We start from the raw sequence: 26,098 nt of genomic DNA on the forward strand, positions 1-26,098 counted from the left end.
GCGCGGCCGCCGCGCAGGTCGCAGGGGTGGCCCGGCCGACCGTGCGCCGTGCGCGCGGCCCGAACCCGTCCGCCGTCCGGGGGAAGCCGGCGGGAGCGCGGAATGCCCCGGGGTCCGGGCGGGTTCGTACCAGCGCCACATCTGGTCCCATGCACTGGAGAGCTCATGAAGATCGGCATCATCGGCGCGGGCAACATCGGCGGCAACCTCACCCGCCGCCTCACGGCCCTCGGACACGACGTGTCCGTGGCCAACTCGCGCGGTCCCCAGACCCTGGGCGACCTCGCGGAGGAGACCGGCGCCACCCCGGTCCCCGTCGCCGAAGCGGCCCGCGGCGCCGAGATCGTCGTGGTCACCATCCCGTTCAAGAACATCCCCGACCTGCCCGCAGGCCTCTTCGACGGCGCCGCCGAGGGCTTCATCGTCATCGACACCGGCAACTACTACCCGCAGCAGCGCGACGGCCGGATCGCCGGCGTCGAGGACGAGGGCCTGACCGAGAGCCGCTGGACGGAGAAGCACCTCGGCCACCCGGTGATCAAGGCCTTCAACGGCACGTACGCCCAGGACATCCTGGAGCGGCCGCGCCCGGCCGGCGCCCCCGACCGGGTGGCCCTGCCGGTCGCAGGCGACGACGAGACGGCCAAGCGGACCGTCCGCGCCCTGATCGACGAGCTCGGCTTCGACACCGTCGACGCCGGCGGCCTCGACGACTCCTGGCGCCAGCAGCCCGACACCCCGGTCTACGGGCTCCGTGAAGGCGTGGAGGGCGTGACGAAGGCCCTCGCCTCCGCCTCCCCGACCCGCCCGGAGGGCTTCCGCGGCTAGGCCGTCTCTTGCGGATCTTGCCGGGCCCGGGCGGCCCGGCAGCCGACGCCCCCGGTGGCCCGACCCTGGTCAGGTCACCGGGGCCTTGGCGCGCAGCACGGTCAGGAACTCCCGCATCCAGGCGGAGTGGTCGGGCCAGGCCCGGGCCGAGACCAGGGTGCCGTCGACCACGGCCTCGGCGTCCTCGAACGAGGCCCCCGCGGCCCTCATGTCCGGCTCCAGCGCCGGGTACGCCGTGACCCGTCTGCCGTCGAGGGCCCCGGCCGCGGCCGTGATCAGGGGGCCGTGGCAGATCTGCGCGATCGGCTTGTCGGCGGCTGCGAAGGCCGCCAGGATCCGGCGGACCTCGGGGTCGTTGCGGAGGTACTCCGGAGCCCGGCCGCCCGGGACGACGACGGCGTCGTACTCCTCGGTCACGACGTCGGCGAAGGCCACGTCGGCCGGCCAGGTGTAGCCGGGCTTCTCGGTGTACGTGTCGAAGCCCTCCTCGAAGTCGTGCACCACGAACCGGAGCCTCTTGACGCTGGGCGCCGCTATGTGGACCTCGTACCCCTCCTCGCGCAACCGCTGGTAGGGGTACAGGACCTCCAGCGACTCCGCCGCGTCTCCGGTGACGATGAGGACCTTCGTTGGCATGGCTGCTCCCGGTGGGGCTCCGCACGGTTCGGGCCCCCGCTACCGTGCCCCTGCGCCGCCCCGGACAAACACCCTCCGGAGCGCCGCGGCCGCGCCCTACCGGCCACCGGGCGCGGTCGCCGCCTCCACCCGGGCGCGGACGGCGGACAGGCGCAGGCGCAGCCGCTGCGGCGGGGTCGGGGGCAGGGCGCGGGAGGCGCCGCGCGCGTAGTACCGCTCGACGTAGTACTGGCCCGCGCTCAGCACCGTGGTGACCGCGATGTACCAGACGGTGGCGACCATCAGCAGCGGGATGACCTGGTAGGTCTGGTTGTAGACCAGCTGCACCGAGTACAGCAGGTCGTGCACGGCCAGCACGCTCACGATGCTCGTGCCCTTCAGGGTGCCGATCAGCATGTTCCCGGCGGTCGGCACGATCGACCGCATGGCCTGCGGGACGATGATCCGGCGCAGGGTGCGCCGCCTGCTCAGGCCGAGCGCCTGCGCCGCCTCGACCTGGCCGGGGTCCACGGACAGGATGCCGCCGCGCACCACCTCGGCCGCGTAGGCCGACTCGTGCAGGGTCAGGCCGATGACGGCGGTCAGGGTCGGGCCGAGCAGGTTCACCGTCTTGACGGTGAGGAACTCGGGGCCGAAGGGGATGCCGAGGCCGAGCGTGGGGTACAGCGCGCCGATGTTGAACCAGAACAGCAGCTGCACCAGCAGGGGAGTGGACCGGAAGATCCACACGTAGCCCCAACTCAGCGTGCGCAGGACCGGGTTGTCGGAGAGCCGCATCACCGCCAGGACCGTGCCCAGGAGGAAGCCGAGCACCATCACGGCGCCGGTCAGCCACAGGGTCAGCAGCAGTCCGTCGAGCACGGCCGAGGTGGTGAAGTACTCGCCCACCACCCCCCATTGGAAGGCCTGGTTGAGGATCACCGACCGCAGCACCATCGCGAAGACCAGCAGGGCGCCGGCCGCGGCCAGCAGGCGCCCGAGGTGGCGGCGCGGGACGATGCGCGGCAGTTGCGCACCGGACGGGTCGCCGGCGGCGGTGGAGCCCGGTGGTACGGGGCGTTCGGTGTGGGCGGGCGGGGCGGGCGGGGCGGGCGGGGCCGGCGCGGTGGCCGCGGGGGAGTCGGAGGCGTCGGACACGTCGGGAGGGCTGGCCATCGGAGGGTTCTCCAGGGGAGGGATCGCGGGCAGGGGCTACGGCCCGGCGGCTCGCGCGGGAAACCCGCGGCCGTCGTGTCGCGACCGCACCGGTGCGGTCGCGACACGACGGCCGGGGCCCCGCGCTCCCCGGCCGCGGTGCGCCGGGGATCACGTCGTCACGCTCGCCGCGTCCCTCAACGCGGCCGGAGGGCGTCCGCAACACGGCGCGGGCCCGTCCCGCGCCGATCGTATGCGCGCACCGCCCGGCCGTGTCAACCCGTCCGGGCCGGGACGTCCCCGGCGTCCGGCATGCGGGCCGTTGCTTGACGAAAAGCCGCACGTACGGCTCAATGAGGCGCATGAATGCCCATCAGCGCCTCGTTTCGCGCGACCACATCGACTTCGGTCGGGTGTGGTCCGCGGCGTGTTGCGGCTGACCCGGCAGCGGGCTGTCTGACCGGCCCTTCCCTCCCTCGGTGACCCCCGTCGTGGGCCGAGCTCTCTTCGCGCACCACCCCTCCGCCGCCCCGGGCACCGCCCCGCGTACGGACCAGGTGCCGTGAGCCCGGACGTGCGCTGCCGTCCCCCCGAACCTCCCGGCGCACCGCGCCGTCACGCCCGCACCACCGCGCACCGCCCCGTCTCGGCTCCATGTCTGACGAAACGTCAATTCTCTTGTGTGCAAGGCGTGTTCGTCGTGTCCGCACGCGATCCGCCCCTCCGTGAAAGGCCATCCCATGCCCGTGGAATTCCTCGGCATCGCCGCCACCAACGACGGTTCCGAAACCACCCCGCGCTCCGGCGCGGCCTTCGACAAGGACTACACGCTCCGGCTGGCCCGGGCGCACGAGGACTACGGATGGGACCGGGTCCTGTTCGCCTACGGCTCCGGATCCCCCGACCCGGCGCCGGCCGCCGCGTACATCGCCGCCCGGCTGGACCGCCTCCAGATCCTGCTCGCCCACCGGCCCAACGTCTCCTACCCCACCTTCGCCGCCAAGACGTTCGCGACCCTCGACCAGATCAGCGACGGACGGCTGACCGTCCACTTCATCACCGGGGGCAACGACCACGAGCAGGCCCGCGAGGGCGACATCCTCACCAAGGAGGAGCGCTACGCCCGCACCCGCGAGTACATCCGGATCGTCAAGCAGGCCTGGACCTCCCACGAGCCCTTCGACCACGAGGGCCAGTACTACCGCTTCCACGACTTCGTCAGCGACGTCCGGCCCGTCCAGCAGCCGCGCCCCGGGGTCTCCTTCGGCGGCTCCTCGGCCGCCGCGTACGCGGCCGGCGGCGCCGAGGCCGACATCTACTGCCTGTGGGGCGAGCCGCTGGAGCGGACCGCCGAGCAGATCGAGGCCGTGAAGGACGCGGCCCGGGCCGCCGGCCGGACCGACGTGCCGCGCATCCAGGTCGCGTTCCGTCCCATCATCGCCCCGACCGAGGAGCTGGCCTGGGAGAAGGCACACCGGACCGTCGGCGCCATCAGGGCGCGGCGCGGTTCGGCCGGCGCCCGCCGCCACGAGAGCGGGGTCACGGTGGCCGCCGCCCCCGAGAACACCGGCTCGCAGCGGCTGCTCGCCATCGCCGAGGCGGGGGAGCGGTACGACCGGGCGCTGTGGACCCCGACCGCTGCCGCCACGGGCGGCGCGGGCAACTCCAACGCGCTGGTCGGCACGCCCGAAACGGTGGCCCAGGCCCTGCTGGACTACTACGACCTCGGCGTGGACATCCTGTCGGCCCGCGGCTACGACCTGCTCGGCGACGCCGTCGACTTCGGGCGGCACGTGATCCCGCTCGTCCGGGAGGAGGTCGCCAAGCGCGACGCCGCCCGTGCGGCCGCCACCGCGGCCGACCGCGCGACCGGCAGCGGGGCCGCCCGCGCCGCGCACCTCGCGCAGCAGCCGCTCGCCGCGGTCCGCGGCTGACCCCGCCGACCCGCCCCCTCCGCACCGCCCGGCCACGCCCCGCTCCGCCACCGAAAGGCCTTCGTACCGTGAACATCCCCGGGAACGGGACGCGCACCCGCCTGCGCACCGCCGCCGCCCTCGCGTTCCTGCCCCTCCTGGCGCTGGCCGGCTGCGGCTCCGGATCCGGCGCGGCCGGCGCCGCCCCGGCGGCCCCGGCCGCGGCCCCGTCCGCCCCGTCCGACGACCCGGTCGCCGGCGTCACGACGGTGGAGGCCGCCGCGGCGCTGCTCCCCGCCGAGGTGCGCAAGGCCGGCACGCTGCGGATCGGGAGCTCCGTCGGCCAGCCGCCCGCCGCCTACTACCCGAACGGCCAGAACAAGCCGCCCGCCGGCCAGGACATCGACATCGCCGACGCCGCGGCCAAGGTGCTCGGGCTCAAGCTGGAGCGGCAGGACGCCTCCTTCGAGACGATCCTGCCCGCCCTCGGCAGCGGCAAGTACGACCTCGGGACCGGCAACTTCGGCGTCACCGCCGAACGCCTCAAGACCATCGACTTCGTCACCTACATCAACGACGGCCAGGGCTTCGCGGTCAAGACCGGCAACACCAAGCTGACCACCCGGGTCTCCGACCTGACCCAGCTGTGCGGCCTGACCATCGGCACCGGCGCCGGCACCACCTTCGAGAAGACCCTCACCGCGCAGCAGGGCGTGTGCGCCACGGCCGGGAAGAAGCCGTACGAGGTGAAGGTCTTCGCCGAGTCCGGCGCCGTGGTCACCGCCCTCCAGCAGGGCCGCATCGACGTGGTCATGTCGACGATCAACGGCCTGCGCTACCAGGCCGCGCAGCCTGTGGCCCAGACCACCTTCCTCGGCGAGTACCACCGGCTCGACGTCGGCCTCACCTTCAAGAAGGGCTCCCCGCTCACCCCCGCCTTCCAGGCCGCCGTCAACGAGCTGATCAAGAACGGCACGTACGCCCGGATCCTCAAGAAGTGGGGCACCGCCGACTCGGCGATCGACGCGTCGCAGACCAACCCGGCCGAGCACAAGTGAGCGGGACCGCGGGCGGCGTCATGGTCGACGTCCGGGGCGTCCACAAGAGCTTCGGACCGCTGGAGGTGCTGCGCGGCGTCGACCTCCAGGTCCGCACCGGCGAGGTCACCGTGATCCTGGGACCCTCCGGCTCGGGCAAGTCCACCCTCCTGCGCACCATCAACCACCTGGAGAGGGTGGACCGCGGCTGGGTCAGCATCGACGGCGAGCTCATCGGCTACCGCCGCTCCGGCGACAAGCTGTACGAGCTGAAGGAGAAGGAGGTCCTGCGGCAGCGCACCCACATCGGGTTCGTCTTCCAGAACTTCAACCTCTTCCCGCACCTCACCGTCGTCGAGAACCTGGTCGAGGCCCCGGTCTCGGCGCTGGGCCGGCCCCGCGAGGAGGCGCTGCGCACGGCCCGCCGGCTGTTGGAGCGCGTCGGACTGTCCGAGAAGGCGGACGCCTACCCGAGGCAGCTGTCCGGAGGGCAGCAGCAGCGGGTGGCCGTGGCCCGGGCGCTGGCCCTGGAACCCAAGGTGCTGCTCTTCGACGAACCGACCTCGGCGCTCGATCCCGAGCTGGTCGGGGAGGTCCTGGACGTCATCAAGGACCTGGCGCGGGCCGGCACCACCATGATCGTCGTGACGCACGAGACGGGCTTCGCCCGCGAGGTCGCCGACACGGTCGTCTTCATGGACGGCGGGGTCGTGGTGGAACAGGGCCCGCCCGGCGCCGTCCTGGACGCCCCGCGGCACGCCCGTACCCGGGCCTTCCTCTCCAAGGTGCTCTGAGCGGCGGGCGGCACCGGCCGGGCCGGTCCCGTCGGGTCAGGGCCTGACCCGACGGGCCGCCATCCGGCCCTCACCGAGCTCGATGGCGAAGGTGACCTGCTGTTCCTCGGAGAGGACCTGGGGGTCGCCCTCTATGTCGTCCCGCTCGACGTAGACCGGATCGCATCCGCCGAGGGGAACGATGAACCCGTAGCCCCGCTCGCGGTTGTACGACTGGACGAACCCTTTGACGCGCGGTTCCATCGTGCACCTCCGTGCCACGACCCTGCCCCACGCCCACCGGTACCGCCATCCGGCCGATACCGACCGGGTGACGGGCGACGCGCCTCAGCGCCGTTCCAGCACGCCCCGGACGAACGCCGCCTGGCCGGCGTGCTGGAGGCTGTCGCCCAGCACGCTGACCAGGCGGACGCCCAGGGTCACCGGCGGGCTCCACCCCTCGTCGACCACCCGGTCGAGGTCGGCGGCGCCCAGGCCGTGCACGAACCGCAGGGTCTCCTCGTGCACCGCGTCGTAGTACTCCAGCAGCAGCGCGCCCGATTCGACCCGGACCGCGCCGGCCTGCCGCGGGGTGTGCCCGTAGCCGGTCGAGCCGGCCGGCAGGGAGAGGGCGAACCGTGCCGCCCAGCCCTGCGCCTCCCAGACCTGCTCGCGCCCGGCCGCGTCCGCGACGTGGTCGTCCTGGACGCGGGTCAGGTGCCAGACGAGCCAGGTGATCGAGTTCGCCGCCGGATCGATCCGTGCTCCGAGCTGATCCGCCGAGAGCCCCTCGACGACCTCGTGCACGACCTCGCTGATGCGGGCGAACCCGTCGGTGATGACGTCCGTAGCCTTCATGCGCCCCACCATGCAAGCCGTACGGGGTGCCCCGCCGGGACCGACACGCGGTGGGCGGGCGGTCCGTACGGCCCGACGTCCGCCCGGGCGGTCAGCCGCGCCCGGCGGGCGCCGGGCTCTTCCCCGCGTCGCGGGTCCGGGCGGGGACCGGGGCGTCACCGGCCGTCCCGGCCCCGGCCGTACCCCCGGCCACCGTGCCGTGCCGCCCCCGCAGCCCGATCCAGCTGATCAGACCCACCAGGGCGAAGGCGGCCGCGCCGATCCCGAAGGTGAGCGTGAAGGCGGACTCCGCGGGCAGCGGCGGGACGCCCGCCGGAAGGTGCGCGAGGGTCCGGGACGCCAGGATGGTCGTCACGATCGCGCTGCCCACCGCGCTGCCCGTCGAGCGGGAGATCGAGTTGATGCCGTTGGCGATGCCGCTCTGGTGGTGCGGGACGCTCGCCATGATCACGGCGGGCATGGCGGCGTAGCCGAAGCTGACGGCCGCGCCGACGACGAGCCCGGCGCCGATCACGGAGGCGGTGTGCTGGTGGTCCAGGGCGAGCCAGGCGAAGCCGACGGCGCCCAGGGCGGCCGCGAGGCCCAGGGCGGTGCGCGGACCGCGGTGGCGCACCAGGTGGCCGCCCAGCGGCGAGGCGAGCAGCGAGACGATGGCGCCCGGCAGCAGGAACTGCACGGAGGCGCGCAGGATGGAGGCGTCGAAACCGTAGCCGGTGAGGGCCTGCGGCATCTGGACGAGGTAGGAGACGCCCAGGAAGTTGGCGAACATGCCGAAGCCGACGAGGACGCCGGCCAGGTTGGCCATCAGGACCGGGCGGTGCACGAACATCCGCATGTCCACGAGCGGTTCGCGGACCTTGAGCTCGGTCAGCACCCACACGGCCGCCATCACGGCCGCGCCGGCGAAGCTGCCCAGCGTGCGGCCGGAGGCCCAGCCCCACTCGTGGCCCTGGGAGATGGGCAGCAGGAGCAGCAGCAGGGCGGTGCCGAGGGTCAGCGCGCCGAGGAAGTCGGTGCGCCCGCCGGTCTTGTGCCGGGTGGCGGGGACCAGGAGGACGACGGCGAGCAGGGCCAGGGCCGCGAAGCCGGTGGCCATCCAGAAGGCGTTGCGGTAGTCCGCGTCCGAACCCGAGGTGAGCAGTCCGGTGGCGACGAGCGCGAGGCCGCTGCCGAACGCGAGCGTGCCGCTGACCAGGGCCATCGCACCGGGCAGCTTCTGCGGCCGGACCTCTTCGCGCAGCACCGACAGGGCCAGCGGGAAGATCGCGGTCGCGGCTCCCTGGAGCACCCGGCCCAGGATCAGCAGCGGCAGCGTGGAGGCCAGGGCGGCGATGACCGAACCGGCCACCATGACGCCGAGCACGGCGACCAGGGTGGGCTTCTTGCCGTGCTGGTCTCCGAACCGGCCCAGGAGCGGGGTGAAGACGGCCGCCGACAGCAGGGTGGCCGTGGTCACCCAGCTCACGTTGGCCGTGGAGGTGCCGAGGTCGGTGCGGATGAGGCCCAGGATCGGGACGGGCAGCGTCTGCATCATCGACACGACCATGGCGGCGAGGCTCAGCGCGAAGACGATGACCGTCTCGTTCCGGGGCCCGGCGTCCGGTGCGTCGGCGGGGGAGGGGGTGCTCATGGGTGGCGGGACCTTCTCAGTGCTTCAGATCGCAGATGTTTGATGTCATCAAGTAACCCGACCGACGGTAGACGCGAATAGTTGAGGTGGTCAAGTAAACAATTGATAATGTCAATGATCCTGAGTACCCTCCAGCCATGAGCGACACCCTCCCGCACGCCCCCTCCAAGCTCGAACTGCTGGAACTCCTCGCCGCCATCGGTACGGCCCAGTGGCGCGACTTCGCGGCCGCGGCCGCGCACCACGGACTCACCTCCACCCAGGCCAAGGTCCTGGCGCAGCTCGACGGCCCCCTCCCGATGCGCGCCCTGGCGACCCTGCTGGTCTGCGACGCCTCCAACGTGACCGGGATCGTCGACCGCCTCGAAGCCCGCGAACTGGTGCGCCGGGAGCCCTCGGTCGCCGACCGCCGCGTCAAGAACGTCGTCGCCACCGACGCCGGCCGCGAGGTGATCCGGCGCGTGCGGGAGGAGATGCAGACGACGCACGGGGCGCTCGACACCCTCGACGGAGCGGAGAGCGCCACCCTCTACGCCCTCCTGGAACGGCTGCGCCCGACCATGGAGAAGGGCGCCCGCACGGCATGACAGCCGGCAGTCGCGAGGGCGGGCCCGCGGGCCCGGGCGCGGTCCGGGTGCTCCGGGCGGCCCACCGTACGGCCTCGGCCTGGAAGAACGGCGGCGGAGTCACCCGCGAGGTCGCGGCCCGTCCCGAAGGTGCGGGCCCGGACGCATTCGTCTGGCGGGTGAGCATCGCCGAGGTCGCCGCCGACGGGCCGTTCTCCGCGTTCCCCGGAGTCGACCGCACCCTCACGCTCGCCGAGGGCGCGGGCATGGAGCTGACGGTGGGCGGCGTGCGCCGCGTCGTGGCCGAGCGGTTCGCGCCGCGGCACTTCGCGGGGGACGAGCCCACCGCCTGCCGGCTGCTGTCCGGCCCCGTCGTGAACTTCAACGTGATGTACCGCAGGGACGCCGTGCGCGCCCGGACCGCGGTCGTACGGAGCGACGGAGGAGGCCGCGGCGACGGCCACGGTGGCCGGGGGCGGCCGCTCGCGCTCACCGCGGGGCCGGGGGAGACCCTGCTGGTGGTGGCCCTGGAGGGGGCCGCCGTACTGGAGCGGCCGGACGGCTCCGGCCCGGGAGAGCGGCTGGGCCCGTACGACGCCGCGTCGGCGACGGGCCCGTTCGACCGGCTGCTGCGCACCGAGGGGCGGGCGGCCGTGGTCCGCTTCGAGCCGCTGCGGCCCTGAGCCGCCGCTCGACGGCTCGACCGGGCGTCCGGCCGGTGGGCCGGCCGAGGAGGACGCCCGCCAACGTCAGGAGCAGGCCGCAGAGCTGGGCGGGGGCGAGGGTCTCGCCCGCGACCGCCGTGCCCAGCAGCACTCCCGTCACCGGGTTGAGCAGTCCCAGCAGGCCGACCGTCCCGGCGGGCAGGTGCCGCAGTCCCGCGAACCAGGCCGCGAAGGCCAGGGCCGTCGCGATGACCGTGGCGTACCCGAAACCGAGCAGGGCCGGGCCGTCCAGGGCGGGCGGCGCCCCCTCGACGACGACGGCCGCGGGCAGCAGGACCAGGCCACCGGCGAGCAACTGCCAACAGGTCGAGGCGAGTACGTCCACCTCCACCTCGGTGCTCCACCGCTTGGCGAGCACGTAGCCGAAGGAGGACACCGCCATGGCGGCGACGGAGGCGAGCACGCTGCCGCGTGGTGGCGCTCACGCGGGCCGGGCGCGAGCTGATCGACCGGGCCCTTCGCCGACCACATGCGCAACGAACGCGAGCTCCTCGGCGGGCTCGACGCCGACCAGGCGGCGGCCCTGGAGGGACTCCCTCACGGTCTGGCTGGCGAAGCTGGAGCCGCCGCCGGGAGCATGAGGGGCCGGGGCCGGGGCCGGGGTCGGGGTCGGGGTCGGGGTCGGCGTCGGGGTCGGCGTCGGGGTCGGCGTCGGGGCCTGCGGACCGGGGCCGCGGGCGGTCAGCGGACGCCCAGCTTCACCCACCGCGCGACGCTGGGCACCCCCTTCCCGTCCAGCAGGAACAGCATGTAGTAGCCGGGCGGCGCGTCGGCCGGCGACGGCGGGGTCCGCAGTCCGATCGTCCCCCCGCGCAGGCCCGTGATCCGGAGCTCCAGGTGGCGCTGGCTGGTGTTCACCGAGTGGGTGACCGTCGACGGGGCCAGCAGGACGGCCCGCGCCACGTCGCCCGGGGTGGAGCTGGTGACCTCGAAGGCCCGGTCGTGGCCGAGCTCGCCCGCCGGAACCCGGTCGAGGGCCGGCCGGGCCCCCCGGTGCAGGTAGGCCGGCTCGTACAGCTCGATGCTGCCGTCCATGGCGTCGTCGATGTCGGGGTCGTTGGCGATCTGCTGGAGCTCGTCTCCGGTGACCATCACCCGGCCGTCCGGCATCACCAGGGCGTTCGAGTGGTAGCCGCGCGGCAGCCGCTGGGCCGGACCGAGCCGCCAGTTCCCGCGCGCGTCCCGCAGCTCGACCTGCCGGTACTTGGGATCGGCCCGGGGGTTGAACGGGCCGTGGCCGTAGTCCCGGGTGTCGAGGGCGCCGTTGACGGTCAGCAGGGTCGCGTCCGGCAGGATCAGCGTGTCGTCCTGGGTGCGGCCGAACGCGCGCGGCCGCTCGGTGGTCCAACGGCCGCCGGACAGTCGGTACGTGAACGGGTCGTGCGGGTCGCCCCCCAGGACCAGCACGGAGTCCGGGCCGCGGAAGCCGGCCGGCAGCGGCACCGCCGAACCGTAGCCGCGGAAGTCGGCGGGCCGCCGGGGGAGGTCGGTGCGCACCTCCCGGACCGGGTCGAACCGCCACTGCTGGTCGGCGTCGCGCCCGAGGCCGTAGACCATCCCGTCCCGGAGCGAGAAGAGGTGCGGATAGTCGTTGCGGAACGGGGCGTCGGTGCGCAGCCGTTCGGCGGACAGGCCCACCGGGATGTCGAAGGGCCGCCAGGGCACCGGGTGCCGCAGAGCGGGGAAGCGCTCCACCACCGGGGTGGGCGTCCCCGTACCGCGCTCGGACTGGCCCGACATGATGATCTGCCGGCCGTCCGCGCCGGTCACGGCCGTGGGGTACCAGCGGCCCACGGACATGTCCCGGTTGCGGAACCAGGTCTCGGTCCACGGGTCGAAGACGAAGGACAGCTTCGCGCCGCTGCCGCCCTTACCGCCGACGTTGCCGCCGAAGACCCCGACCATGCCGTTGGGGAGGTAGGCGTGCCCGGCGCAGAAGAACGGGGCCGGACGCGGGGCGTAGTGGCCGTCGGGCATGAGGACGACGGGCGGCGAGACCTTGGTGAAGGCCGCGGCGCCGGTCCCCTTCGCCGGGTCCCAGAGGTATCCGCGCCCGGCGTTCGTCCGGCCTACCGTGCCGGTGGGGCCGGTCTCCTTGGTGGGGTCGGCCTCCACGCGCTCGAACGAGAAGAGCAGCACCTTGCCCGTGGGCAGCTGGGCCACGTGCACCCCGAAGTCGGGTGACGGGAAGTACGCGGCGAACCGGCCCGACTCCGCGTCCGCGAACGCCCGGTTGGTCCGCTCCTGCGACGCCCGGTGCGCGGCCAGGCTCGCGGTGCGCTTCGACTGCGGGTAGCCCTGTGCGCCCTTGGCCGCGTCCCGCAGCCGGGCGTGCTCCCGGGCGTGTTCCCGGCCGAGCACGGCGGCCTCGCCCGACGCCGACGCCGACGCCGACGCCGGACCGGGCGCCGACGCCGGCCCGGGCGCGGGCGCGGGGACCGGGACCGGTGTCACCGCCGCCAGGGTGAGCGCGCAGCCGACCAACCATGCCGCCATCGCGGCGGACCGTCGGGCGCGGGGCAGGGAACTCCCGGACATGGAACTCCTCGTGGCGAAGGCACCGGCCCGGCGGCGGCCGTGCGCGCCGGACCCGGGGCAGCGGGCCCCGGACGCTGATGGACTGCGCAGATACTAGAAGGAACCAGAACAAAACCACCCCGTGCGACGCGAGCCGGGGCCGTTCGGCGGTGCACCACCGCCCGACTGATCGTTTCTCCTGAGGGGGGCGGGCCGGGCACGGCTGCGTACGGGCAGCCCGCGGCGACACGAGCGACCGGGATATTGCGTACCGCGCCGACCGGCGCACGTGCAGAATCGATCCATGGCGGACATGGAGGCGTTCCGGGACGCGGTGGGCCGCTGGGCGGCCGGTGGGCCCGGGGGGCCGGCGGGTGATCTGGCGGTGCGGCTGGGGCTGCGCACGGCGGTGCTGCTGGAAGGGCCGAGCGACTTCGAGGCCGTCGAGGCGCTGGCCGCACGGCGCGGCCGCGACCTCGCCGCCGAGGGGGTCTGCGTCGTCCCGATGGGCGGGGCGATGAGCGTGGGCCGCTACGCCGGGCTCCTCGGGCCGCCCGGCCTCGGCCTGCGGCTGACCGGACTGTGCGACGAACGCGAACGGCCCTTCTACCAGCGCGGCCTGGAACGGGCCCGGGCAGCGCACCCGGGCTTCTTCGTGTGTGCGGCGGACCTGGAAGAGGAGCTGATCCGCGCGCTGGGCACGGCGGCGGTCGAGGAGGTCATCCGCTCCGAGGACGACCAGCGCGCCTGGCAGACCTTCGCGCGTCAGCCCGCCCAGCACGGGCGGTCCCGCCCCCAGCAGTTGCGCCGCTTCCTCGGCACGAAGAAGGGCCGCAAGATCCGCTACGGCCGCCTCTTGGTGGAGGCCCTCGCCCCCGAACGGGTACCGGCCCCGCTCGACGCCCTCTTCGCGACCCTGTGACCTGTGACCTGTGTCCACGGGCGCCCACCACCGGGCCGAACCGACCCGCCTCTGCACCGGCCACCGCACCTGGTGCCAGAATGACGGCGCACCCGCCATCCCCTCCCGCACCATCGCGACTCGGGCACGGGGACGGGCCCGCTACGGCAGTGCACCGCACCAGGGAAGGAAGGGCGGCCTTGCGCCTCAACGAGTACGACCAGCCCGTCGGCGAACCGGTGCCCGACTGGTCCCCGCGCCCCCTGCCCGGCGCCGTCACGCTCGCCGGCCGCTTCTGCCGGCTCGAACCGCTGGACGCGGACCGGCACGCCGCCGAGCTCCACGCGGCCTACCGCACGGGGTCGGACGGGCGCGACTGGACGTACATGGCCGTCGGGCCGTTCGAGCAGGCACGGGACTACCGACGCTACGTCGAAGAGGCGGCGGCCGGCAGCGACCCGCGGCACTACGCGGTGATCGATCTGCGCGACGGCAGGGCGGTCGGCACCCTGGCGCTGATGCGACAGGACCCCGTCCACGGGGTCATCGAGATCGGCAACGTGATGTTCTCGCCGGCCATGAAGCGCCGCCCCCTGTCCACCGAGGCGCAGTTCCTCGCCATGAGGTACGTCTTCGACGACCTCGGCTACCGGCGCCACGAGTGGAAGTGCGACAGCCTCAACGCGCCGTCGCGCACGACGGCGGTCCGCCTCGGCTTCACCTTCGAGGGCGTCTTCCGGCAGGCGGTCGTCTACAAGGGCCGCACTCGCGACACCGCCTGGTACTCCGTCACCGACACGGAGTGGCCGGCGGTCGGGCGGGCCCTGCGTGCCTGGCTCGCACCCGAGAACTTCGACGACCGTGCGGTCCAGCGCCGCGCGCTCGCCGAGCTGCGGGCGGCCGCGGCCGGGGGATGACGGAGGCGCGGGGCCCCGCGCACGGGACGAGCCGGGGCGTACGCCGGGGACTCCTGCGCAGTGATCCGGCTCACAGGCTGTCACAGCGGGCGCCCGCCCGGTGTCTCGTGTCCGAACCCCTGAGCGGAGGAGACACCATGAGCGAGAACACCGAAGTGGTCGTCATCGGCGGTGGCTACGCCGGCGTCATGGCGGCCGATCGCCTCACCCGGCGCGCCGACGTGACGGTGACGCTCGTCAACCCGCGCCCCGCCTTCGTCCACCGCATCCGCCTGCACCAGCTGGCCGCCGGGACGGGCGGCGCGGTCGTCGACTACCGGGAGGTCCTGGCCGACGGCGTACGCCTGGTGGTGGACACGGCGGCCCGGATCGACGCGGCCGGCCGCCGCGTTGCCCTGACGTCGGGCGGGTCGGTCGGCTACGACTACCTGGTCTACGCGGTGGGCAGCGGCAGCGCCGACCCGCTGGTGCCCGGAGCGGCCGAGTTCGGTCACCCGATCGCAGACCTGGAAGGGGCGGAGCGGCTGCGCCGGGCCCTCGCCGACGCACCCGCGACGGCCGCGGTGACGGTGGTCGGTGCCGGTCCGACCGGCATCGAGACCGCCGCCGAGCTGGCGGAGGCGGGCCGTGCGGTGACCCTGGTCTGCGGCGGAGTGCTCGGCCCCTACCTGCACCCGCGCGGCCGCCGCTCGGTCGCCGCGCGGCTGGCCCGGCTCGGGGTGGCGGTGCTCGACGGCCCCGGCACCGGGGTCGCCGCGGTGACCCGTGACGCGGTGCGGCTCGACGACGGCCGCGAGCTGCCGAGCCGGGTGACCGTCTGGACCGCCGGCTTCGGCGTACCGGACCTGGCGGCGCGCAGCGGGCTGAGCACGGACTCCCTGGGCCGGCTGCTCACCGACGAGACCTTGACCAGCGTGGACGACCCGCGCATCGTCGCGGCCGGGGATTCGGCGGCGCCGTCGGGCGTCCCGCTGCGGATGAGCTGCCAGGCCGCCATGCCCCTGGGTGCGCGGGCCGCGGACACGGTGCTCAGCCGGATCGCGGGCGACCGGCCCGATCCCCTCAACCAGCCGTTCGGCGCCCAGTGCATCAGCCTGGGCCGGGGGGAGGGCATCTTCCAGTTCGCCAACCGGTCGGACGTCGCCGTGCGCTTCGCCCTTGACGGCCGCCTGGGCGCGAAGCTGAAGGAGGCCGTGTGCACGGGCGTCGTCCGGCACTTGGCGGACGAGGCGCACAGCCCCGGCGGGTACCGCCTGCACCGCGTCCCGGGAGGCGCCGCGAGGCAGCGGCTGCTGCGCGGGGCGGGGGCCCGGGCCGCCGGGGCGCCGGAGCCCGCCGGCCCGGCCCGGTAGGCCGGTGGCGGCCCGGTCCGGTCCGGCGACGTCCGGCCGGACCGGACGGCCGCCACGCCGGTCCGCCCCGCGGCGGCGGACCGTGACCGAACTGCCCGCGGTCGCCGACCGACGGACCGTGCCGTGAACCACTGCCCGAAGAACACCGGCCACCGGGGCCGGCCGTGACCGAGAGGAGCCCGGAGATGAGCGACCACGCTGCCGATCCGGCGACCGAGGTGTTCGTCGCCCACCGCAACCTGCTCTTCACCGTCGCCTACGAGATGCTCGGATCGGCGGCCGACGCCGAGGACGTCCTACAGGAGACCTGGCTGCGCTGGGCCGCGGTCGACCCGGCGCAGGTGCGCGAACCGCGCGCCTACCTGGTCCGGATCACCACCCGCCAGGCCCTCAACCGGCTGCGCACCCTGGCGCGCCGCAAGGAGGCGTACGTCGGACCGTGGCTGCCCGAGCCGCTGCTCACGGCGCCGGACGTGGCCCGGGACGTCGAGCTCGCCGAGAGCGTCTCGATGGCGGTCATGCTCGTCCTGGAGACGCTGTCACCGAACGAACGCGTCGTGTTCGTGCTGCGCGAGGTCTTCGACGTCGGCTACGAGGAGATCGCCGCCGCGATCGACAAGTCGCCCGCGGCCGTGCGCCAGATCGCGCACCGCGCCCGCCGGCACGTCGACGCCCGCCGACCGCGCGAGGTGGTCACCGCGGGCGAGGGCAGGGCGGTGGTGGAATCGTTCCGGCGGGCGCTCGACGGCGGCGGCCTCCAGGGCCTCCTGGACGTGCTCGCGCCCGAGGTGGTCCTGGTGAGCGACGGCGGCGGCATCAGGCAGGCCGCGGTCCGGCCCGTCAGGGGCGCCGACAAGGTGGCCCGGTTCATGGCGGGCGGCCTCGGCAAGAACCGGCTCCCGCTCACCGTCGGCCTCACCGCCGTCAACGGCAGCCCGGCGCTCGTCGTGCACCTGGCCGGCGAGCTGGACGGCGTCATGGCGGTCCGCGTCGAGGGCTCCCGCATCGTGGGCCTCTACTACGTCCGCAACCCGGAGAAGCTCTCCCGCGTCACGTCCGAGACCCCGTTGACCCTGCGCTGAGGCGCGTACCGGGCCGTCCGCCGGCCGTGCAGGAGGAGGGCGGCGCCGCTGCCCATGGGCGGGCGCGGCCCGTCACGCCGGTCGGGAAGGGCGGGCGACCTCCCAGGCCGCCTCGATCATCCGGAAGATCTCGTCCACCGCGGCCTGCGGATCCGCCGCCTCGCGGGCCAGCGCATAGGCGTCGATCACGAACCGGGCGATCGTCCGGCTCGCGGTCGGGGTCTGTGACAGTGCGGGGTCGTCGGTGATGGCCGTTGCGAGCGCCTCCGCGTGGCGCACCAGCATCGACTCCTCGTACGCCCGCAGGGCGGGCGATTCGTCGATCATGCCCCAGACCGGGGCGGCGCTGTCCGCCGTGCAGTGCTGCACCAGGGCCAGGATCTCGTGATGGAGCGCGGGGACGAGCGGGTCGTGCGGGGCACGGCCGGTGACGGCCCGGGTGAGGCGTTGCCCGAAGTCTTCGTCCTGCTCGAACACCAGGGCCTCTTTGGAGGCGAAGTGGGCGAAGAGCGTGGTCACGGCCACGTCGGCCTCGGCGGCCACCTCGCGGATGCCCACCGCGTCGTACCCGCGCTCCAGGAAGAGCCGCAGGGCGGCGTCGGCGATCTTCTGGCGGGTCGCGGCCTTCTTGCGCTCACGGCGTCCGGACGGCACGGTCATGCGCTGACACTAGCAGCTGCGAAAGCGAACCTGCTGCGAAAAGCTAACGGTTAGTGTTACGGTCCGGCGCATGAAGAGAATCAGCTTCGCCGAGTTCGGCGGTCCGGACGTCCTGCGCCTCGTCGAGGCCGAGGAACCCCACGCGGGCCCCGGCCGGATACGCATCGCCGTGCGGGCGGCGGGCGTGAACCCCGTCGACTGGCGGGTCCGCGAAGGGCAGGTCCTGACGGCCCACCCGATCGAACTGCCCGCCGGAGTCGGACTGGACGCCGCCGGGGTGGTGGACGAGGTCGGCGAGGGCGTCGAAGGGGTGGAGATCGGCGACCGGGTGTTCGGCGAAGGCTCCGGCACCTACGCCGAATCCGCCGTGCTGTCGGCGTGGGCCCGCATGCCCGACGGCCTGACGTTCGAAGAGGCCGCCGGGTATCCCTCCGTGGTGGAGACCGCGCTGCGCGTCATCCGCGAGGTCGGTGTGCGGCCCGGACAGACGCTGCTGGTCAGCGGTGCGTCGGGGGGAGTCGGATCGGCGGTGCTGCAGATCGCCCGCGACCGCGGCGTCACGGTGATCGCCGTCGCGGGCGCGGCGAACCAGGACTACCTGTGGGGCCTGGGCGCCCTGGCCACGACCTACGGCGAGGGCTGGGTCGAGCGGGTGCGGGGGCTCGGCCCTGTCGACGCGGCCCTCGATCTGGCGGGCTCGGGCGTGATCCGCGAGCTCGTCGAACTGACCGGGGACCCGCAGAAGGTGATCTCCATCGCCGATCTCGATGCGCCGAAGCTCGGCGTCCGGTTCTCCGGAACGGCCGGGAGCGTCCCGGACGCGCTCGCCGAGGCCGTCGGCCTCATCGCCCGGGGGAAGCTCCACATTCCGGTCGAGAAGTCGTACCCGCTCGCCGAGGCCGCGACGGCCCACGCCGACAGCCGGGCCGGTCACGCGCGCGGCCGCCGGGTCATCGTCGTCTGAGCCGTTCCTCCCCGGGCGGGCGGGCCCCCGGGGAGGGGGTGCGGGCGCGGGCGGGTCGTCGGGCGAGGCCGAACCGCCGGGTTCGTGTCATGTCCCGGTCGCGCGTTGAGGGCCCGCAGGTCCCCTGCCGTTCACGTGGCGATGGTCGGCTGTGCCCATCGGCGCCTGATCGTCTGCCGACAGAAACGAGGAACAGTTCATGTCCATCCCCCGTCCGTCCCGCCGTCTCATCGCCGTGTCCGCCGTGGTGGCGGCCGCCACCGCCGTGGCCGTCCCGCTCACCGCGGGTGCCACCGGGGGCAAGGAGCAGGCCCAGCACGCGGTCCAGGGCGGGAAGGCGAAGAACGTCATCCTGCTGATCGGCGACGGCATGGGCGACTCGGAGATCACCCTCGCCCGCGACTACACGGTGGGTGCGGCGGGCCGGCTCAACATGGACCGGTTCCCCCTGACCGGCGCGTACACGACGTACGCGGTGCACGCGGACGGCACCCCGGACTACGTCACCGACTCGGCCGCCAGCGGCTCCGGCTGGGCGACCGGCCGCAAGACGGTCAACGGGCGGATCTCCAAGACCCCGGACACCGACAAGGCGCTGCCGACGATCCTTGAGCTGGCCCAGAAGAACGGGTACGCGACGGGCAGCGTGACCACCGCGGAGCTCACCGACGCCACCCCGGCCGTTCTCGCCTCGCACGTGACCGACCGCGGCTGCCAGGGGCCCGCCGACATGGCCAACTGCCCCACCGACACGATCGCCAAGGGCGGCCCGGGCTCCATCGCCGAGCAGAGCGTCAACCACAAGGTCGACGTGCTCCTGGGCGGCGGCAAGCAGCGCTTCGACCAGAAGATCACCCAGGGGCCGTACGCGGGGCTGACCGTGACCGAGCAGGCCAAGAAGCTCGGCTACCAGGTCGTCACGGACGAGAAGTCGCTGAACACCGTCCGGGCCGGGGCCCCGGTGCTCGGCCTCTTCGCGCCGGGCAACGTGGCGACCGAGTGGACCGGCCAGGCCGCGGCCGTGGGCGGAACCGCCCCGCAGCGCTGCGTCACCGGCAACCCGGCCCGCCCCGCCGGCACCCCGGCCCTGGACGCGCAGGCCGCCAAGGCGATCGCGCTGCTGGAGGCCAAGAAGCCGAGGAAGAGCGACAAGGGCTTCTTCCTCCAGATCGAGGGCGCTTCCATCGACAAGCGCGACCACGCGGCCGACCCGTGCGGCCAGATCGGCGAGACCGCCGCCTTCGACCGTGCGGTGAAGGTGGCCCGCGACTACGCCGCCAAGCACCCCGACACCCTGGTCGTCACCACCGCCGACCACGGCCACACCAGCCAGATCGTCCCGCTGGAAGCCACCCCGCCCGGCATGACCTCCACCCTCGTCACCAACGAGGGCCAGCAGCTGAAGGTCAACTACTCCAGCAACACGCCCGGCCAGTCCCAGGAGCACACCGGTACCGAGGTCCGCATCGCGGCCCAGGGCCCGCAGGCCTACCGGGTCCTGGGCGTCACCGACCAGACCGACCTGTTCACCACGATCCGCGAGGCACTGCGCCTGCGCTGACCCTCCCCGCGCGAACCGACGCCACCCCCGGGCCTGCGGCCCGGGGGTGGCGTCGTGTTCTCCGGTCTGAGACGCGGCCGGCGGAAGGGCTCGCCTCGGGAGAGGGAGCCCTTCCGCCGGCCCGCCGGAATCAGTGCTTGTCGTGCTTGCCGCGCAGGGAGTCCTTGGCGTCGGCCACGGACTCCTTCGCCTTGCCCTTGGCCTGGTCCATCTTCCCCTCGGCCTTCATCCGGTCGTTTCCGGTGGCCTTGCCGGCCGCCTCCTTCGCCTTGCCCTTGACCTTGTCCATGCCGCCCTTGTCAGCCATGTCCTGCTCCTTGCCTGAGAAAATCGGTGACGAGGACAAACTAGGACGGATGTGACCATCCCGCTCGGCGAGAGCGGAGCGCGGGGGAGCTGCCGCGCTCGCGCCGGGCCCGGCGCGCACCGGTTCATTGCCGCCGGTAGTAGTCCGGCAGCGCCTTCAGATAGGCCGGGAGGTTGGGGTTGGCCACCAACCGGTTCATCCATTCGGGGTCCTCGTAGGTGGTCAGGGCGCTCAGGCGGGTCTCCTCGAAGGGCAGGCCGAGGCGGCAGCTCAGGACGCGTTGGATGTCCGGCGGCGTCAGCTCGCCCGGCGGCTCGCCGCCCGGGCAGCGGGCCAGTTCGGCACGGATGCGCCGCACGGACTCCGGTTTCGGGCCGACCCGGTCCAGCAGGAACCGCGGATCCATCGCCAGGGCGCGTTGCAGGCGGTCCCGGGTCTCGGTGAGGGGCATCGGCGGCAGGTCCGTCCCGGGGCAGTCGCCCGCCATGACCTTGACACGGTCACCGGGGAAGCGGGCCGCCGGTTCGACGTCCGGTGTGGCGCGGGCCCGCGCCATGACCGGCTCGTCGCCGTAGAGCATGTCTCCGGCCACGGAGACCAGCCGGACGTTCTCCTCGGTGGCCTCGATCAGGTTGCGGTACGGATCGGCGTTCCGGTCGTCCAGCACCACGAGGTCGGGCACGTAGCCCGCCGCGAGCCGGCCCGCGCGGCGGTCCCAGCCCAGCGCCCGGGCCGGGTTCCGCGTCACCGCCTGTGCCAGCTCCCGGTCGGTGAACAGCCCGTTCAGCCGGTGCTTGTTGACCAGGTCGGCGACCTTCAGCTCGCCCAGGACCGACTTGCTGCCCGAGGGCGCCCAGTCCGGGGCCAGGCTGACGTCGAGTCCGGCCGCCTTCGCGGCGGCCACGTCGGTGGTCGTTCCGTAGAGGAGGAAGTTCGACAGCGGTGACCAGACCAGCCCCGCGCCCCGCGCCGCCATGTCCCCGAGCTGGTCCGCGGTGAGACCGACGCCGTGCACGGCGACCAGCCGCGGACCCACCAGGCCGCTGCGCTCCACGGCCCGGTACTCGTCCGCCATGCGCTCTCCGGTGCCCTCGGCCAGGTGCAGGACCAGCACGCCGTCCTTCTGCGCCCGCGCCAGGTCCGCCCATTCACGGGCGTCGCGGCCCAGGTCCACCCGGCTCACGGCACGGCGCGGGCCGACGTCCGCCGTCTCGACGTTGCGGACCAGGCAACCGCGCGCACTGCTCGGCAGGCCGTCGTCCGCGCCCTGGAGGGAGGTGGTGCCCCCGGCCAGCGCCTTGTACTCGCCGTACCGGCCCAACTCCGCGGCGAGGTCGTAGTAGTCGGGACTGGCGAGGACGAACTCGGAGTAGGTGATGCGGCGGTCGTACGCGTCGTCGTAGAACCGCCACTCGTAGCGGTCCTCGTACGCCTTGCCCACCGGCATGAGGGGGTAGGCGGCGTGCGCGGGATGATTGTGCAGATCGATCAGCCCGGGATAGATGACCCCACCGCTCTCCACGACCCGCGCCGACCGCGCGCCCGCCGGCAGCGGGCTGCCCGCCCTGACGACGGCCTCGATCCGGCCGGACCTGATCCACAGGCCGGCGTCCGGCCAGACGTCCCCCGCGTCGTTCATCGTCACCACCTTGCCCCTGAGCAGCACACCGGGGTCCCGCGCGGCGGGCGGGGACGCGGCGGGGCCGAGCGTCAGCGAGGCGCTCACGGCGAGAGCGGCGAGCAGGGGCACGGCCTTGCTCCCACGGCTCCCGCCGGACCGGCCCGTGCTCACCACGGGCGGACCGGCGGCCGGAAGCCCGCGGGCGGGGGAGGGACGCGAGTGGGGTTCATCCGGTCACGGTCCCAGACGGGGCGCGGTCGGGTGCGCCGACGGGACACATTGCCTTCGGGCAAGACGAGTTGTCGCCGGAAAGAGGCGGTCCGAAAGTCGATGCCGCTGCGGAGCGAGGCGTGCGGCCGCGGCGATGACCGCCGGCCCCGAGGTGCCGACCGGCCGGTCGCCGGTCCCCGGTCGTCGGTAGTCGTCACCTGTCGTCGTCACCCGCGGTCAGCGGTGGTCACCTGCCGTGTCGTCCGCCGGCCCGGCGGGAGGGTGTCGCCGACGCATGGATTTATTCGGATTCAACCGTGAAGGAGCACTATGGGAGACAGGTGAGGACTGGAGGCATCGATGAGCCGGACCCGTTCCCGTTACGCCCCCGACCGCGGGCTGACCACGCGCATGGTGACCACCATGTTCCTGATCGGTCTGCTGTACGTGGTCCTGGTCGGCGTGCTGCTCGCAGTGCTGCGCGGCGCCTGGCCGATCGTTCTGATCTTCACCGGCGGCCTGTTCATCGCCCAGTTCTGGTTCAGCGACCGCATCGCGGCCTTCAGCATGGGCGCACGGGAGGTCACCCCGGAAGAGGCGCCGGAACTGCACGGCACCGTCGACCGGATCTGCGCCCTGGCCGACATGCCCAAGCCCCGGGTGGCGATCGCCCAGAGCGATGTCCCGAACGCCTTCGCCACCGGCCGGAGCGAGAAGACCGCCCTGGTCTGCGCCACCACCGGACTGCTCCGCAGACTGGAACCGGAGGAGCTGGAGGGCGTGCTCGCCCACGAGATGTCGCACGTCGCGCACCGTGATGTCGCCGTCATGACGATCGCCTCCTTCCTCGGCGTGCTCGCCGGCATCATCACCCGCGTCGCTCTGTGGGGAGGTCTCTCCCGCAACAGCAGGGGCAATGACCCGGTCGGCATCGCGATCATGCTGATCCCCGTGGTCAGCGCCGTCGTGTACGCCCTGAGCTTCCTGCTCACCCGGCTGCTCTCGCGCTACCGCGAGCTCTCCGCCGACCGCACCGCGGCCCTGCTCACCGGCCGCCCCTCCGCGCTCGCCTCCGCCCTCACGAAGGTGAGCGGCCAGATGGCCCGCATCCCGACCGAGGACCTGCGGAAGGCCGAGCCGTACAACGCCTTCTACTTCGTTCCCGCGTTCTCCTCCAAGGAGAGCCTCGGCCGACTGCTCTCCTCCCACCCGACCCTCGAACAGCGCCTGGACCAGCTGGCCAGGATCTCCGCCGACCTCGCCCGCCCGTAAGGATCGTCCATGGGTCTTCTCGACACCATCCTGGGCCGCACCAAACCGGTCCGCCCCGACCTCGACCAGCTCTTCGCCGTGCCCTCCGCCGCCCTCACCCTCCAGGCCGGCGCGGGCTTCGCACCCACCGGGCTCGGCTCGGTCTGTTTCGCGGGCGTCGAGGGCGGCGCCTTCGCCCGCATCCGGCAGGACGTACGCGAACTGCTCGACGCCGACACCGACCGGGGCGGCATTCCGGTGGAGTTCAGCCAGGACGCGTACGGCTACACCTGGCTGCTCGCCCGCCGGCCGACCGAGGACACGGCCACCCTGGTCAACGACCTGCACGCGGTCAACACCCTGCTGCAGGAAGGGGGCTTCGGGGCGCAGCTGCTCTGCTCCCTGATCGGCTTCCGGGACGAACGGGACCGTCCGCTGGCCCTGGTCTACCTCTACAAGCGCGGAACGTTCTATCCCTTCGCGCCGGTGCCGGGCAGTGCCGAGAAGCGGGACAACCAGCTGGAGTTGCAGGTCCGGGCGGTGCTCGGCGACGACCTCCGGATGGAACAGGACCTGGCCCGGTGGTTCCCGGTGTGGGGGGCGCCGGGGCTGTAACGGGTCGGACGGCGGGCCGTGACGTCCGGTCGTCGACCCGGCGGCGCGGCTGCTCCGTGCGGTGGCCGGATGTCGGTGTGCGGGTTGGGCTTGGTGGATCATCGAGCGCTAAGGTCCGAGTAGTTGCTCAAGTCAACCAATAGGGATCGGAATGCACGCCAACACCGAACACTTCCACAGCCACGTGGAAGGGATCCTCGACGCCCTGGACAAGGATCCGGGCCATGAGGCACTGGTGCACGGGGACCGGCGGCTGAGCGCCGGCGACCTGCGCGGCCTCGTCTACGCCACGGCCCGGGCGCTGCGCTCCCAAGGGGTGGAGCGCGGTCAGACGATCACCCTGCTCTCCGGCAACCTCCCCGAGACGATCGCGGCCCGCTACGCCGCCGGGCTGCTCGGCTGCCCGGTGAACCACCTCTACGCCGGACTTTCGGCCGACGTGCACGCCGACATCCTCCGGGACGTCGAGACCCGCGTGCTGCTCGTCGACCCGGCCCACCGCGAGCGGGCCGTCGACCTCGCCCGGCGCGCACCGCTGGACCGGGTCCTCTTCCTGGGAGGTGCCGCGGACGCGGCGGGCCCGGGCGCGGACACCGGCCCGGACCTGTCGGCGCTCGCCGCCCGGGAGTCCCGGGCTGCCATGGCGGGTGCGGCGCGCCCGCAGGACGTCTGCACCATCCGCCACACCGGCGGGACCACCGGCCACCCCAAGGCCATCTGCACGACCTTCGAGCAGCTGGCGTCGAGCCGGGCGGACCGGTACGAGGAGGGCGGGACCAGGGCCCTGGTGTGCACCACCCTCGCGCATGCGGCGGGCCTCATGGCGGACGCCGTGCTGCACGGCGGCGGCACCGTCGTCCTGCTGGACGGATTCGAGCCCGGCGCCGTGCTCGCCGCCGTCGAGCGCGAGCGCATCACCCACATGTTCCTGCTGCCGCCGCTCCTCTACCAGTTGATGGACCACCCGGCGGTCGACCGCACCGACACCTCCAGCCTGCGCCTGCTCACCTACGGCGGCTGCGCCTCCTCCCCGACCCGCCTCGCGGCGGCGGTCCGCCGCTTCGGCCCCGTCCTCTACCAGTTCTACGGCCAGAACGAAGCGGGCGGGATCAGCGTGCTGACGCCCGAGGACCACGACCCCCGTCGCCCGGAGCTGCTGCGGACCGCAGGCAGGGCCATGGAAGGCGTCGAGGTCTCCGTCCGCGACCCCGACGGACACCACCTGGCCCCCGGCGCGCACGGGGAGATCTGCGTACGGTCCCCCCACGTGATGAAGGGCTACTGGAAGCAGCCCGAGCTCACCGCGGAGGTCCTGCGGGACGGCTGGCTGCACACCGGAGACATCGGGTTCGTCGACGCGGACGGATACGTGACCATCGTGGACCGCCTCAAGGACATGATCGTCGTGGTCGGGGGCCACGTGTACACGGTGGAACTGGAAGACGTGCTGAACTCCCATCCGCAGGTCGCGCAGAGCGCGGTGTTCGCCGTCCCCGACGCCAACCTCGTGGAGCGGGTCCACGCGGTCGTCGTCCGCGCACCGGGCGGTGACGTCGGCGAGGAGGAACTGCGCGCCGTGGTGCGGGAGAGGAAGGGTGCCATGTACGAGCCCGCGGGCATCGACTTCGTCGACGCCCTGCCGCTGACCGACGCGGGCAAGCCCGACAAGAAGCTGCTGCGGAGCCGACTCCGTCGGTGACGCTCCGCTCCACCCGTGCGGGCACCCGTACGGACACGCGTCGGGCATTCTGACCGGTACCGCGCACCGGCCACGTCGCAGTCGGCCGCCCAGAGCCGGGCCGCGGTCGTGGTGTCGACGGCGTGGTTCCAGAGGGGCTCGATCCCGGGCGTGCCGCGCAGCCCGAACCGTCGCGGGCCCCCTGTCCGGCCGCCGCGCCCGCCGGCCGGGCCGCGCGACACCGGCCGACGGGTGGGAGGCGCCGTCGGCGGCGGGTGCGGCCGAGCCGGCTTCGCTCGGGGTGCGGGCATGGCTTCCATTCGGCACGTCTGGACGGGAATTTTGCGTTTCTCTCCGCGTGG

At 73.6% G+C, this 26,098-nt stretch carries 24 protein-coding genes and 1 pseudogene; 15 read left to right on the forward strand and 10 right to left on the reverse strand.

What is annotated here, in order from left to right:
• Positions 1-165 precede the first annotated feature (165 nt).
• Positions 166-828, forward strand: coding sequence for an NADPH-dependent F420 reductase (locus CP968_RS30710; protein WP_150521080.1), 663 nt, complete (start codon positions 166-168; stop codon positions 826-828).
• 69 nt (positions 829-897) lie between these two features.
• Here the strand turns inward: CP968_RS30710 and CP968_RS30715 are convergent, their stop codons facing one another.
• Complete coding sequence (locus CP968_RS30715; protein WP_150521081.1) at positions 898-1,464, reverse strand: DJ-1/PfpI family protein; 567 nt, start codon at positions 1,462-1,464, stop codon at positions 898-900.
• Between the two features lie 96 nt (positions 1,465-1,560).
• Positions 1,561-2,619, reverse strand: coding sequence for an amino acid ABC transporter permease (locus CP968_RS30720; RefSeq protein ID WP_150521082.1), 1,059 nt, complete (start codon positions 2,617-2,619; stop codon positions 1,561-1,563).
• A 719-nt stretch (positions 2,620-3,338) separates the two neighbouring features.
• Here CP968_RS30720 and CP968_RS30725 point away from each other — a divergent pair.
• The 3 genes from CP968_RS30725 to CP968_RS30735 all read left to right on the forward strand — a co-directional run bounded on the left by CP968_RS30725 (position 3,339) and on the right by CP968_RS30735 (position 6,342).
• Positions 3,339-4,532, forward strand: coding sequence for an LLM class flavin-dependent oxidoreductase (locus CP968_RS30725; protein ID WP_150521083.1), 1,194 nt, complete (start codon positions 3,339-3,341; stop codon positions 4,530-4,532).
• Between the two features lie 68 nt (positions 4,533-4,600).
• Entirely contained in the window at positions 4,601-5,569 is a 969-nt protein-coding gene (locus CP968_RS30730; protein WP_150521084.1) for an ABC transporter substrate-binding protein, read from the forward strand.
• A 20-nt stretch (positions 5,570-5,589) separates the two neighbouring features.
• A complete protein-coding gene (locus CP968_RS30735; protein WP_150522231.1) occupies positions 5,590-6,342 on the forward strand; it encodes an amino acid ABC transporter ATP-binding protein in 753 nt (250 codons plus the stop codon).
• Positions 6,343-6,378: 36 nt separating this feature from the next.
• Here the strand turns inward: CP968_RS30735 and CP968_RS30740 are convergent, their stop codons facing one another.
• The 3 genes from CP968_RS30740 to CP968_RS30750 all read right to left on the reverse strand — a co-directional run bounded on the left by CP968_RS30740 (position 6,379) and on the right by CP968_RS30750 (position 8,809).
• The gene (locus CP968_RS30740) at positions 6,379-6,585 is read right to left on the reverse strand and encodes a cold-shock protein (RefSeq protein ID WP_150521085.1); all 207 of its coding nucleotides are present in this window, start codon (positions 6,583-6,585) and stop codon (positions 6,379-6,381) included.
• A gap of 84 nt (positions 6,586-6,669) precedes the next feature.
• A complete protein-coding gene (locus CP968_RS30745; RefSeq protein ID WP_150521086.1) occupies positions 6,670-7,179 on the reverse strand; it encodes a mycothiol transferase in 510 nt (169 codons plus the stop codon).
• A gap of 91 nt (positions 7,180-7,270) precedes the next feature.
• Positions 7,271-8,809: an MFS transporter gene (locus CP968_RS30750; protein WP_229886824.1), complete on the reverse strand. Its 1,539-nt coding sequence runs from the start codon at positions 8,807-8,809 to the stop codon at positions 7,271-7,273.
• Positions 8,810-8,946: 137 nt separating this feature from the next.
• Here CP968_RS30750 and CP968_RS30755 point away from each other — a divergent pair, with 137 nt between their 5' ends.
• Positions 8,947-9,396, forward strand: coding sequence for a MarR family winged helix-turn-helix transcriptional regulator (locus tag CP968_RS30755; protein ID WP_150521087.1), 450 nt, complete (start codon positions 8,947-8,949; stop codon positions 9,394-9,396).
• Entirely contained in the window at positions 9,393-10,058 is a 666-nt protein-coding gene (locus CP968_RS30760; RefSeq protein ID WP_150521088.1) for a HutD/Ves family protein, read from the forward strand. Before CP968_RS30755 ends, CP968_RS30760 begins: the two co-directional genes overlap by 4 nt.
• On the opposite strand, the pseudogene CP968_RS30765 reads toward CP968_RS30760, so the two are convergent.
• Both CP968_RS30765 and CP968_RS30770 read right to left on the reverse strand, forming a co-directional pair.
• Positions 10,006-10,503: pseudogene (locus tag CP968_RS30765) on the reverse strand (EamA family transporter); the annotation flags it as partial. The gene CP968_RS30760 and the pseudogene CP968_RS30765 overlap by 53 nt on opposite strands.
• 278 nt (positions 10,504-10,781) lie before the next feature.
• Complete coding sequence (locus tag CP968_RS30770) at positions 10,782-12,638, reverse strand: galactose oxidase early set domain-containing protein (protein ID WP_150521089.1); 1,857 nt, start codon at positions 12,636-12,638, stop codon at positions 10,782-10,784.
• Between the two features lie 283 nt (positions 12,639-12,921).
• Here CP968_RS30770 and CP968_RS30775 point away from each other — a divergent pair, with 283 nt between their 5' ends.
• From CP968_RS30775 to CP968_RS30790, 4 genes are all read left to right on the forward strand, one after another.
• Complete coding sequence (locus CP968_RS30775) at positions 12,922-13,539, forward strand: TOPRIM nucleotidyl transferase/hydrolase domain-containing protein (protein ID WP_150521090.1); 618 nt, start codon at positions 12,922-12,924, stop codon at positions 13,537-13,539.
• Positions 13,540-13,718: 179 nt separating this feature from the next.
• Entirely contained in the window at positions 13,719-14,435 is a 717-nt protein-coding gene (locus CP968_RS30780) for a GNAT family N-acetyltransferase (RefSeq protein WP_208835997.1), read from the forward strand.
• A 137-nt stretch (positions 14,436-14,572) separates the two neighbouring features.
• Positions 14,573-15,787, forward strand: coding sequence for an NAD(P)/FAD-dependent oxidoreductase (locus CP968_RS30785; protein WP_150521092.1), 1,215 nt, complete (start codon positions 14,573-14,575; stop codon positions 15,785-15,787).
• Between the two features lie 185 nt (positions 15,788-15,972).
• On the forward strand, positions 15,973-16,869 hold the full coding sequence (locus CP968_RS30790; RefSeq protein ID WP_150521093.1) for an RNA polymerase sigma-70 factor: 897 nt from the start codon (positions 15,973-15,975) through the stop codon (positions 16,867-16,869).
• Between the two features lie 72 nt (positions 16,870-16,941).
• Here the strand turns inward: CP968_RS30790 and CP968_RS30795 are convergent, their stop codons facing one another.
• Positions 16,942-17,529 carry a TetR/AcrR family transcriptional regulator gene (locus CP968_RS30795; RefSeq protein ID WP_150521094.1) on the reverse strand — a complete coding sequence of 196 codons (588 nt, stop codon included), beginning with the start codon at positions 17,527-17,529 and terminating at the stop codon, positions 16,942-16,944.
• A 70-nt stretch (positions 17,530-17,599) separates the two neighbouring features.
• Between CP968_RS30795 and CP968_RS30800 the strand changes: the two genes are divergently transcribed.
• Together CP968_RS30800 and CP968_RS30805 are read left to right on the forward strand one after the other, a co-directional pair.
• Positions 17,600-18,493, forward strand: a complete 894-nt coding sequence (locus CP968_RS30800; protein ID WP_150521095.1) for an NADP-dependent oxidoreductase — start codon at positions 17,600-17,602, stop codon at positions 18,491-18,493.
• Positions 18,494-18,698: 205 nt separating this feature from the next.
• Positions 18,699-20,054, forward strand: coding sequence for an alkaline phosphatase (locus tag CP968_RS30805; RefSeq protein WP_150522232.1), 1,356 nt, complete (start codon positions 18,699-18,701; stop codon positions 20,052-20,054).
• Positions 20,055-20,184: 130 nt separating this feature from the next.
• Here CP968_RS30805 and CP968_RS30810 read toward each other — a convergent pair whose 3' ends face one another.
• On the reverse strand, positions 20,185-20,361 hold the full coding sequence (locus tag CP968_RS30810) for a CsbD family protein (protein WP_150521096.1): 177 nt from the start codon (positions 20,359-20,361) through the stop codon (positions 20,185-20,187).
• Between the two features lie 124 nt (positions 20,362-20,485).
• A complete protein-coding gene (locus CP968_RS30815) occupies positions 20,486-22,111 on the reverse strand; it encodes an amidohydrolase family protein (RefSeq protein WP_150521097.1) in 1,626 nt (541 codons plus the stop codon).
• A 441-nt stretch (positions 22,112-22,552) separates the two neighbouring features.
• Between CP968_RS30815 and htpX the strand changes: the two genes are divergently transcribed.
• The 3 genes from htpX to CP968_RS30830 all read left to right on the forward strand — a co-directional run bounded on the left by htpX (position 22,553) and on the right by CP968_RS30830 (position 25,757).
• Positions 22,553-23,464 carry a zinc metalloprotease HtpX gene (htpX, locus tag CP968_RS30820; RefSeq protein WP_150521098.1) on the forward strand — a complete coding sequence of 304 codons (912 nt, stop codon included), beginning with the start codon at positions 22,553-22,555 and terminating at the stop codon, positions 23,462-23,464.
• Between the two features lie 9 nt (positions 23,465-23,473).
• Positions 23,474-24,058: a PspA-associated protein PspAB gene (gene pspAB / locus CP968_RS30825; RefSeq protein WP_150521099.1), complete on the forward strand. Its 585-nt coding sequence runs from the start codon at positions 23,474-23,476 to the stop codon at positions 24,056-24,058.
• Between the two features lie 151 nt (positions 24,059-24,209).
• A complete protein-coding gene (locus tag CP968_RS30830; protein ID WP_150521100.1) occupies positions 24,210-25,757 on the forward strand; it encodes an AMP-binding protein in 1,548 nt (515 codons plus the stop codon).
• Positions 25,758-26,098: the final 341 nt, after the last annotated feature.

This window comes from Streptomyces subrutilus, assembly GCF_008704535.1.
Lineage (GTDB): Bacteria > Actinomycetota > Actinomycetes > Streptomycetales > Streptomycetaceae > Streptomyces > Streptomyces subrutilus.

What these genes read in the sequence shown, in the direction of transcription:
- CP968_RS30750 (WP_229886824.1), bottom strand. Translation starts at nt 8,809, where the DNA reads ATGAGCACCCCCTCCCCCGCCGACGCACCGGACGCCGGGCCCCGGAAC.
- CP968_RS30775 (WP_150521090.1), top strand. Translation starts at nt 12,922, where the DNA reads ATGGCGGACATGGAGGCGTTCCGGGACGCGGTGGGCCGCTGGGCGGCC.
- CP968_RS30715 (WP_150521081.1), bottom strand. Translation starts at nt 1,464, where the DNA reads ATGCCAACGAAGGTCCTCATCGTCACCGGAGACGCGGCGGAGTCGCTG.
- CP968_RS30760 (WP_150521088.1), top strand. Translation starts at nt 9,393, where the DNA reads ATGACAGCCGGCAGTCGCGAGGGCGGGCCCGCGGGCCCGGGCGCGGTC.
- CP968_RS30770 (WP_150521089.1), bottom strand. Translation starts at nt 12,638, where the DNA reads ATGTCCGGGAGTTCCCTGCCCCGCGCCCGACGGTCCGCCGCGATGGCG.
- CP968_RS30830 (WP_150521100.1), top strand. Translation starts at nt 24,210, where the DNA reads ATGCACGCCAACACCGAACACTTCCACAGCCACGTGGAAGGGATCCTC.
- CP968_RS30790 (WP_150521093.1), top strand. Translation starts at nt 15,973, where the DNA reads ATGAGCGACCACGCTGCCGATCCGGCGACCGAGGTGTTCGTCGCCCAC.
- CP968_RS30725 (WP_150521083.1), top strand. Translation starts at nt 3,339, where the DNA reads ATGCCCGTGGAATTCCTCGGCATCGCCGCCACCAACGACGGTTCCGAA.
- CP968_RS30800 (WP_150521095.1), top strand. Translation starts at nt 17,600, where the DNA reads ATGAAGAGAATCAGCTTCGCCGAGTTCGGCGGTCCGGACGTCCTGCGC.
- CP968_RS30795 (WP_150521094.1), bottom strand. Translation starts at nt 17,529, where the DNA reads ATGACCGTGCCGTCCGGACGCCGTGAGCGCAAGAAGGCCGCGACCCGC.
- CP968_RS30745 (WP_150521086.1), bottom strand. Translation starts at nt 7,179, where the DNA reads ATGAAGGCTACGGACGTCATCACCGACGGGTTCGCCCGCATCAGCGAG.
- CP968_RS30710 (WP_150521080.1), top strand. Translation starts at nt 166, where the DNA reads ATGAAGATCGGCATCATCGGCGCGGGCAACATCGGCGGCAACCTCACC.
- CP968_RS30755 (WP_150521087.1), top strand. Translation starts at nt 8,947, where the DNA reads ATGAGCGACACCCTCCCGCACGCCCCCTCCAAGCTCGAACTGCTGGAA.
- htpX (WP_150521098.1), top strand. Translation starts at nt 22,553, where the DNA reads ATGAGCCGGACCCGTTCCCGTTACGCCCCCGACCGCGGGCTGACCACG.
- pspAB (WP_150521099.1), top strand. Translation starts at nt 23,474, where the DNA reads ATGGGTCTTCTCGACACCATCCTGGGCCGCACCAAACCGGTCCGCCCC.
- CP968_RS30735 (WP_150522231.1), top strand. Translation starts at nt 5,590, where the DNA reads ATGGTCGACGTCCGGGGCGTCCACAAGAGCTTCGGACCGCTGGAGGTG.
- CP968_RS30810 (WP_150521096.1), bottom strand. Translation starts at nt 20,361, where the DNA reads ATGGCTGACAAGGGCGGCATGGACAAGGTCAAGGGCAAGGCGAAGGAG.
- CP968_RS30785 (WP_150521092.1), top strand. Translation starts at nt 14,573, where the DNA reads ATGAGCGAGAACACCGAAGTGGTCGTCATCGGCGGTGGCTACGCCGGC.
- CP968_RS30720 (WP_150521082.1), bottom strand. Translation starts at nt 2,619, where the DNA reads ATGGCCAGCCCTCCCGACGTGTCCGACGCCTCCGACTCCCCCGCGGCC.
- CP968_RS30740 (WP_150521085.1), bottom strand. Translation starts at nt 6,585, where the DNA reads ATGGAACCGCGCGTCAAAGGGTTCGTCCAGTCGTACAACCGCGAGCGG.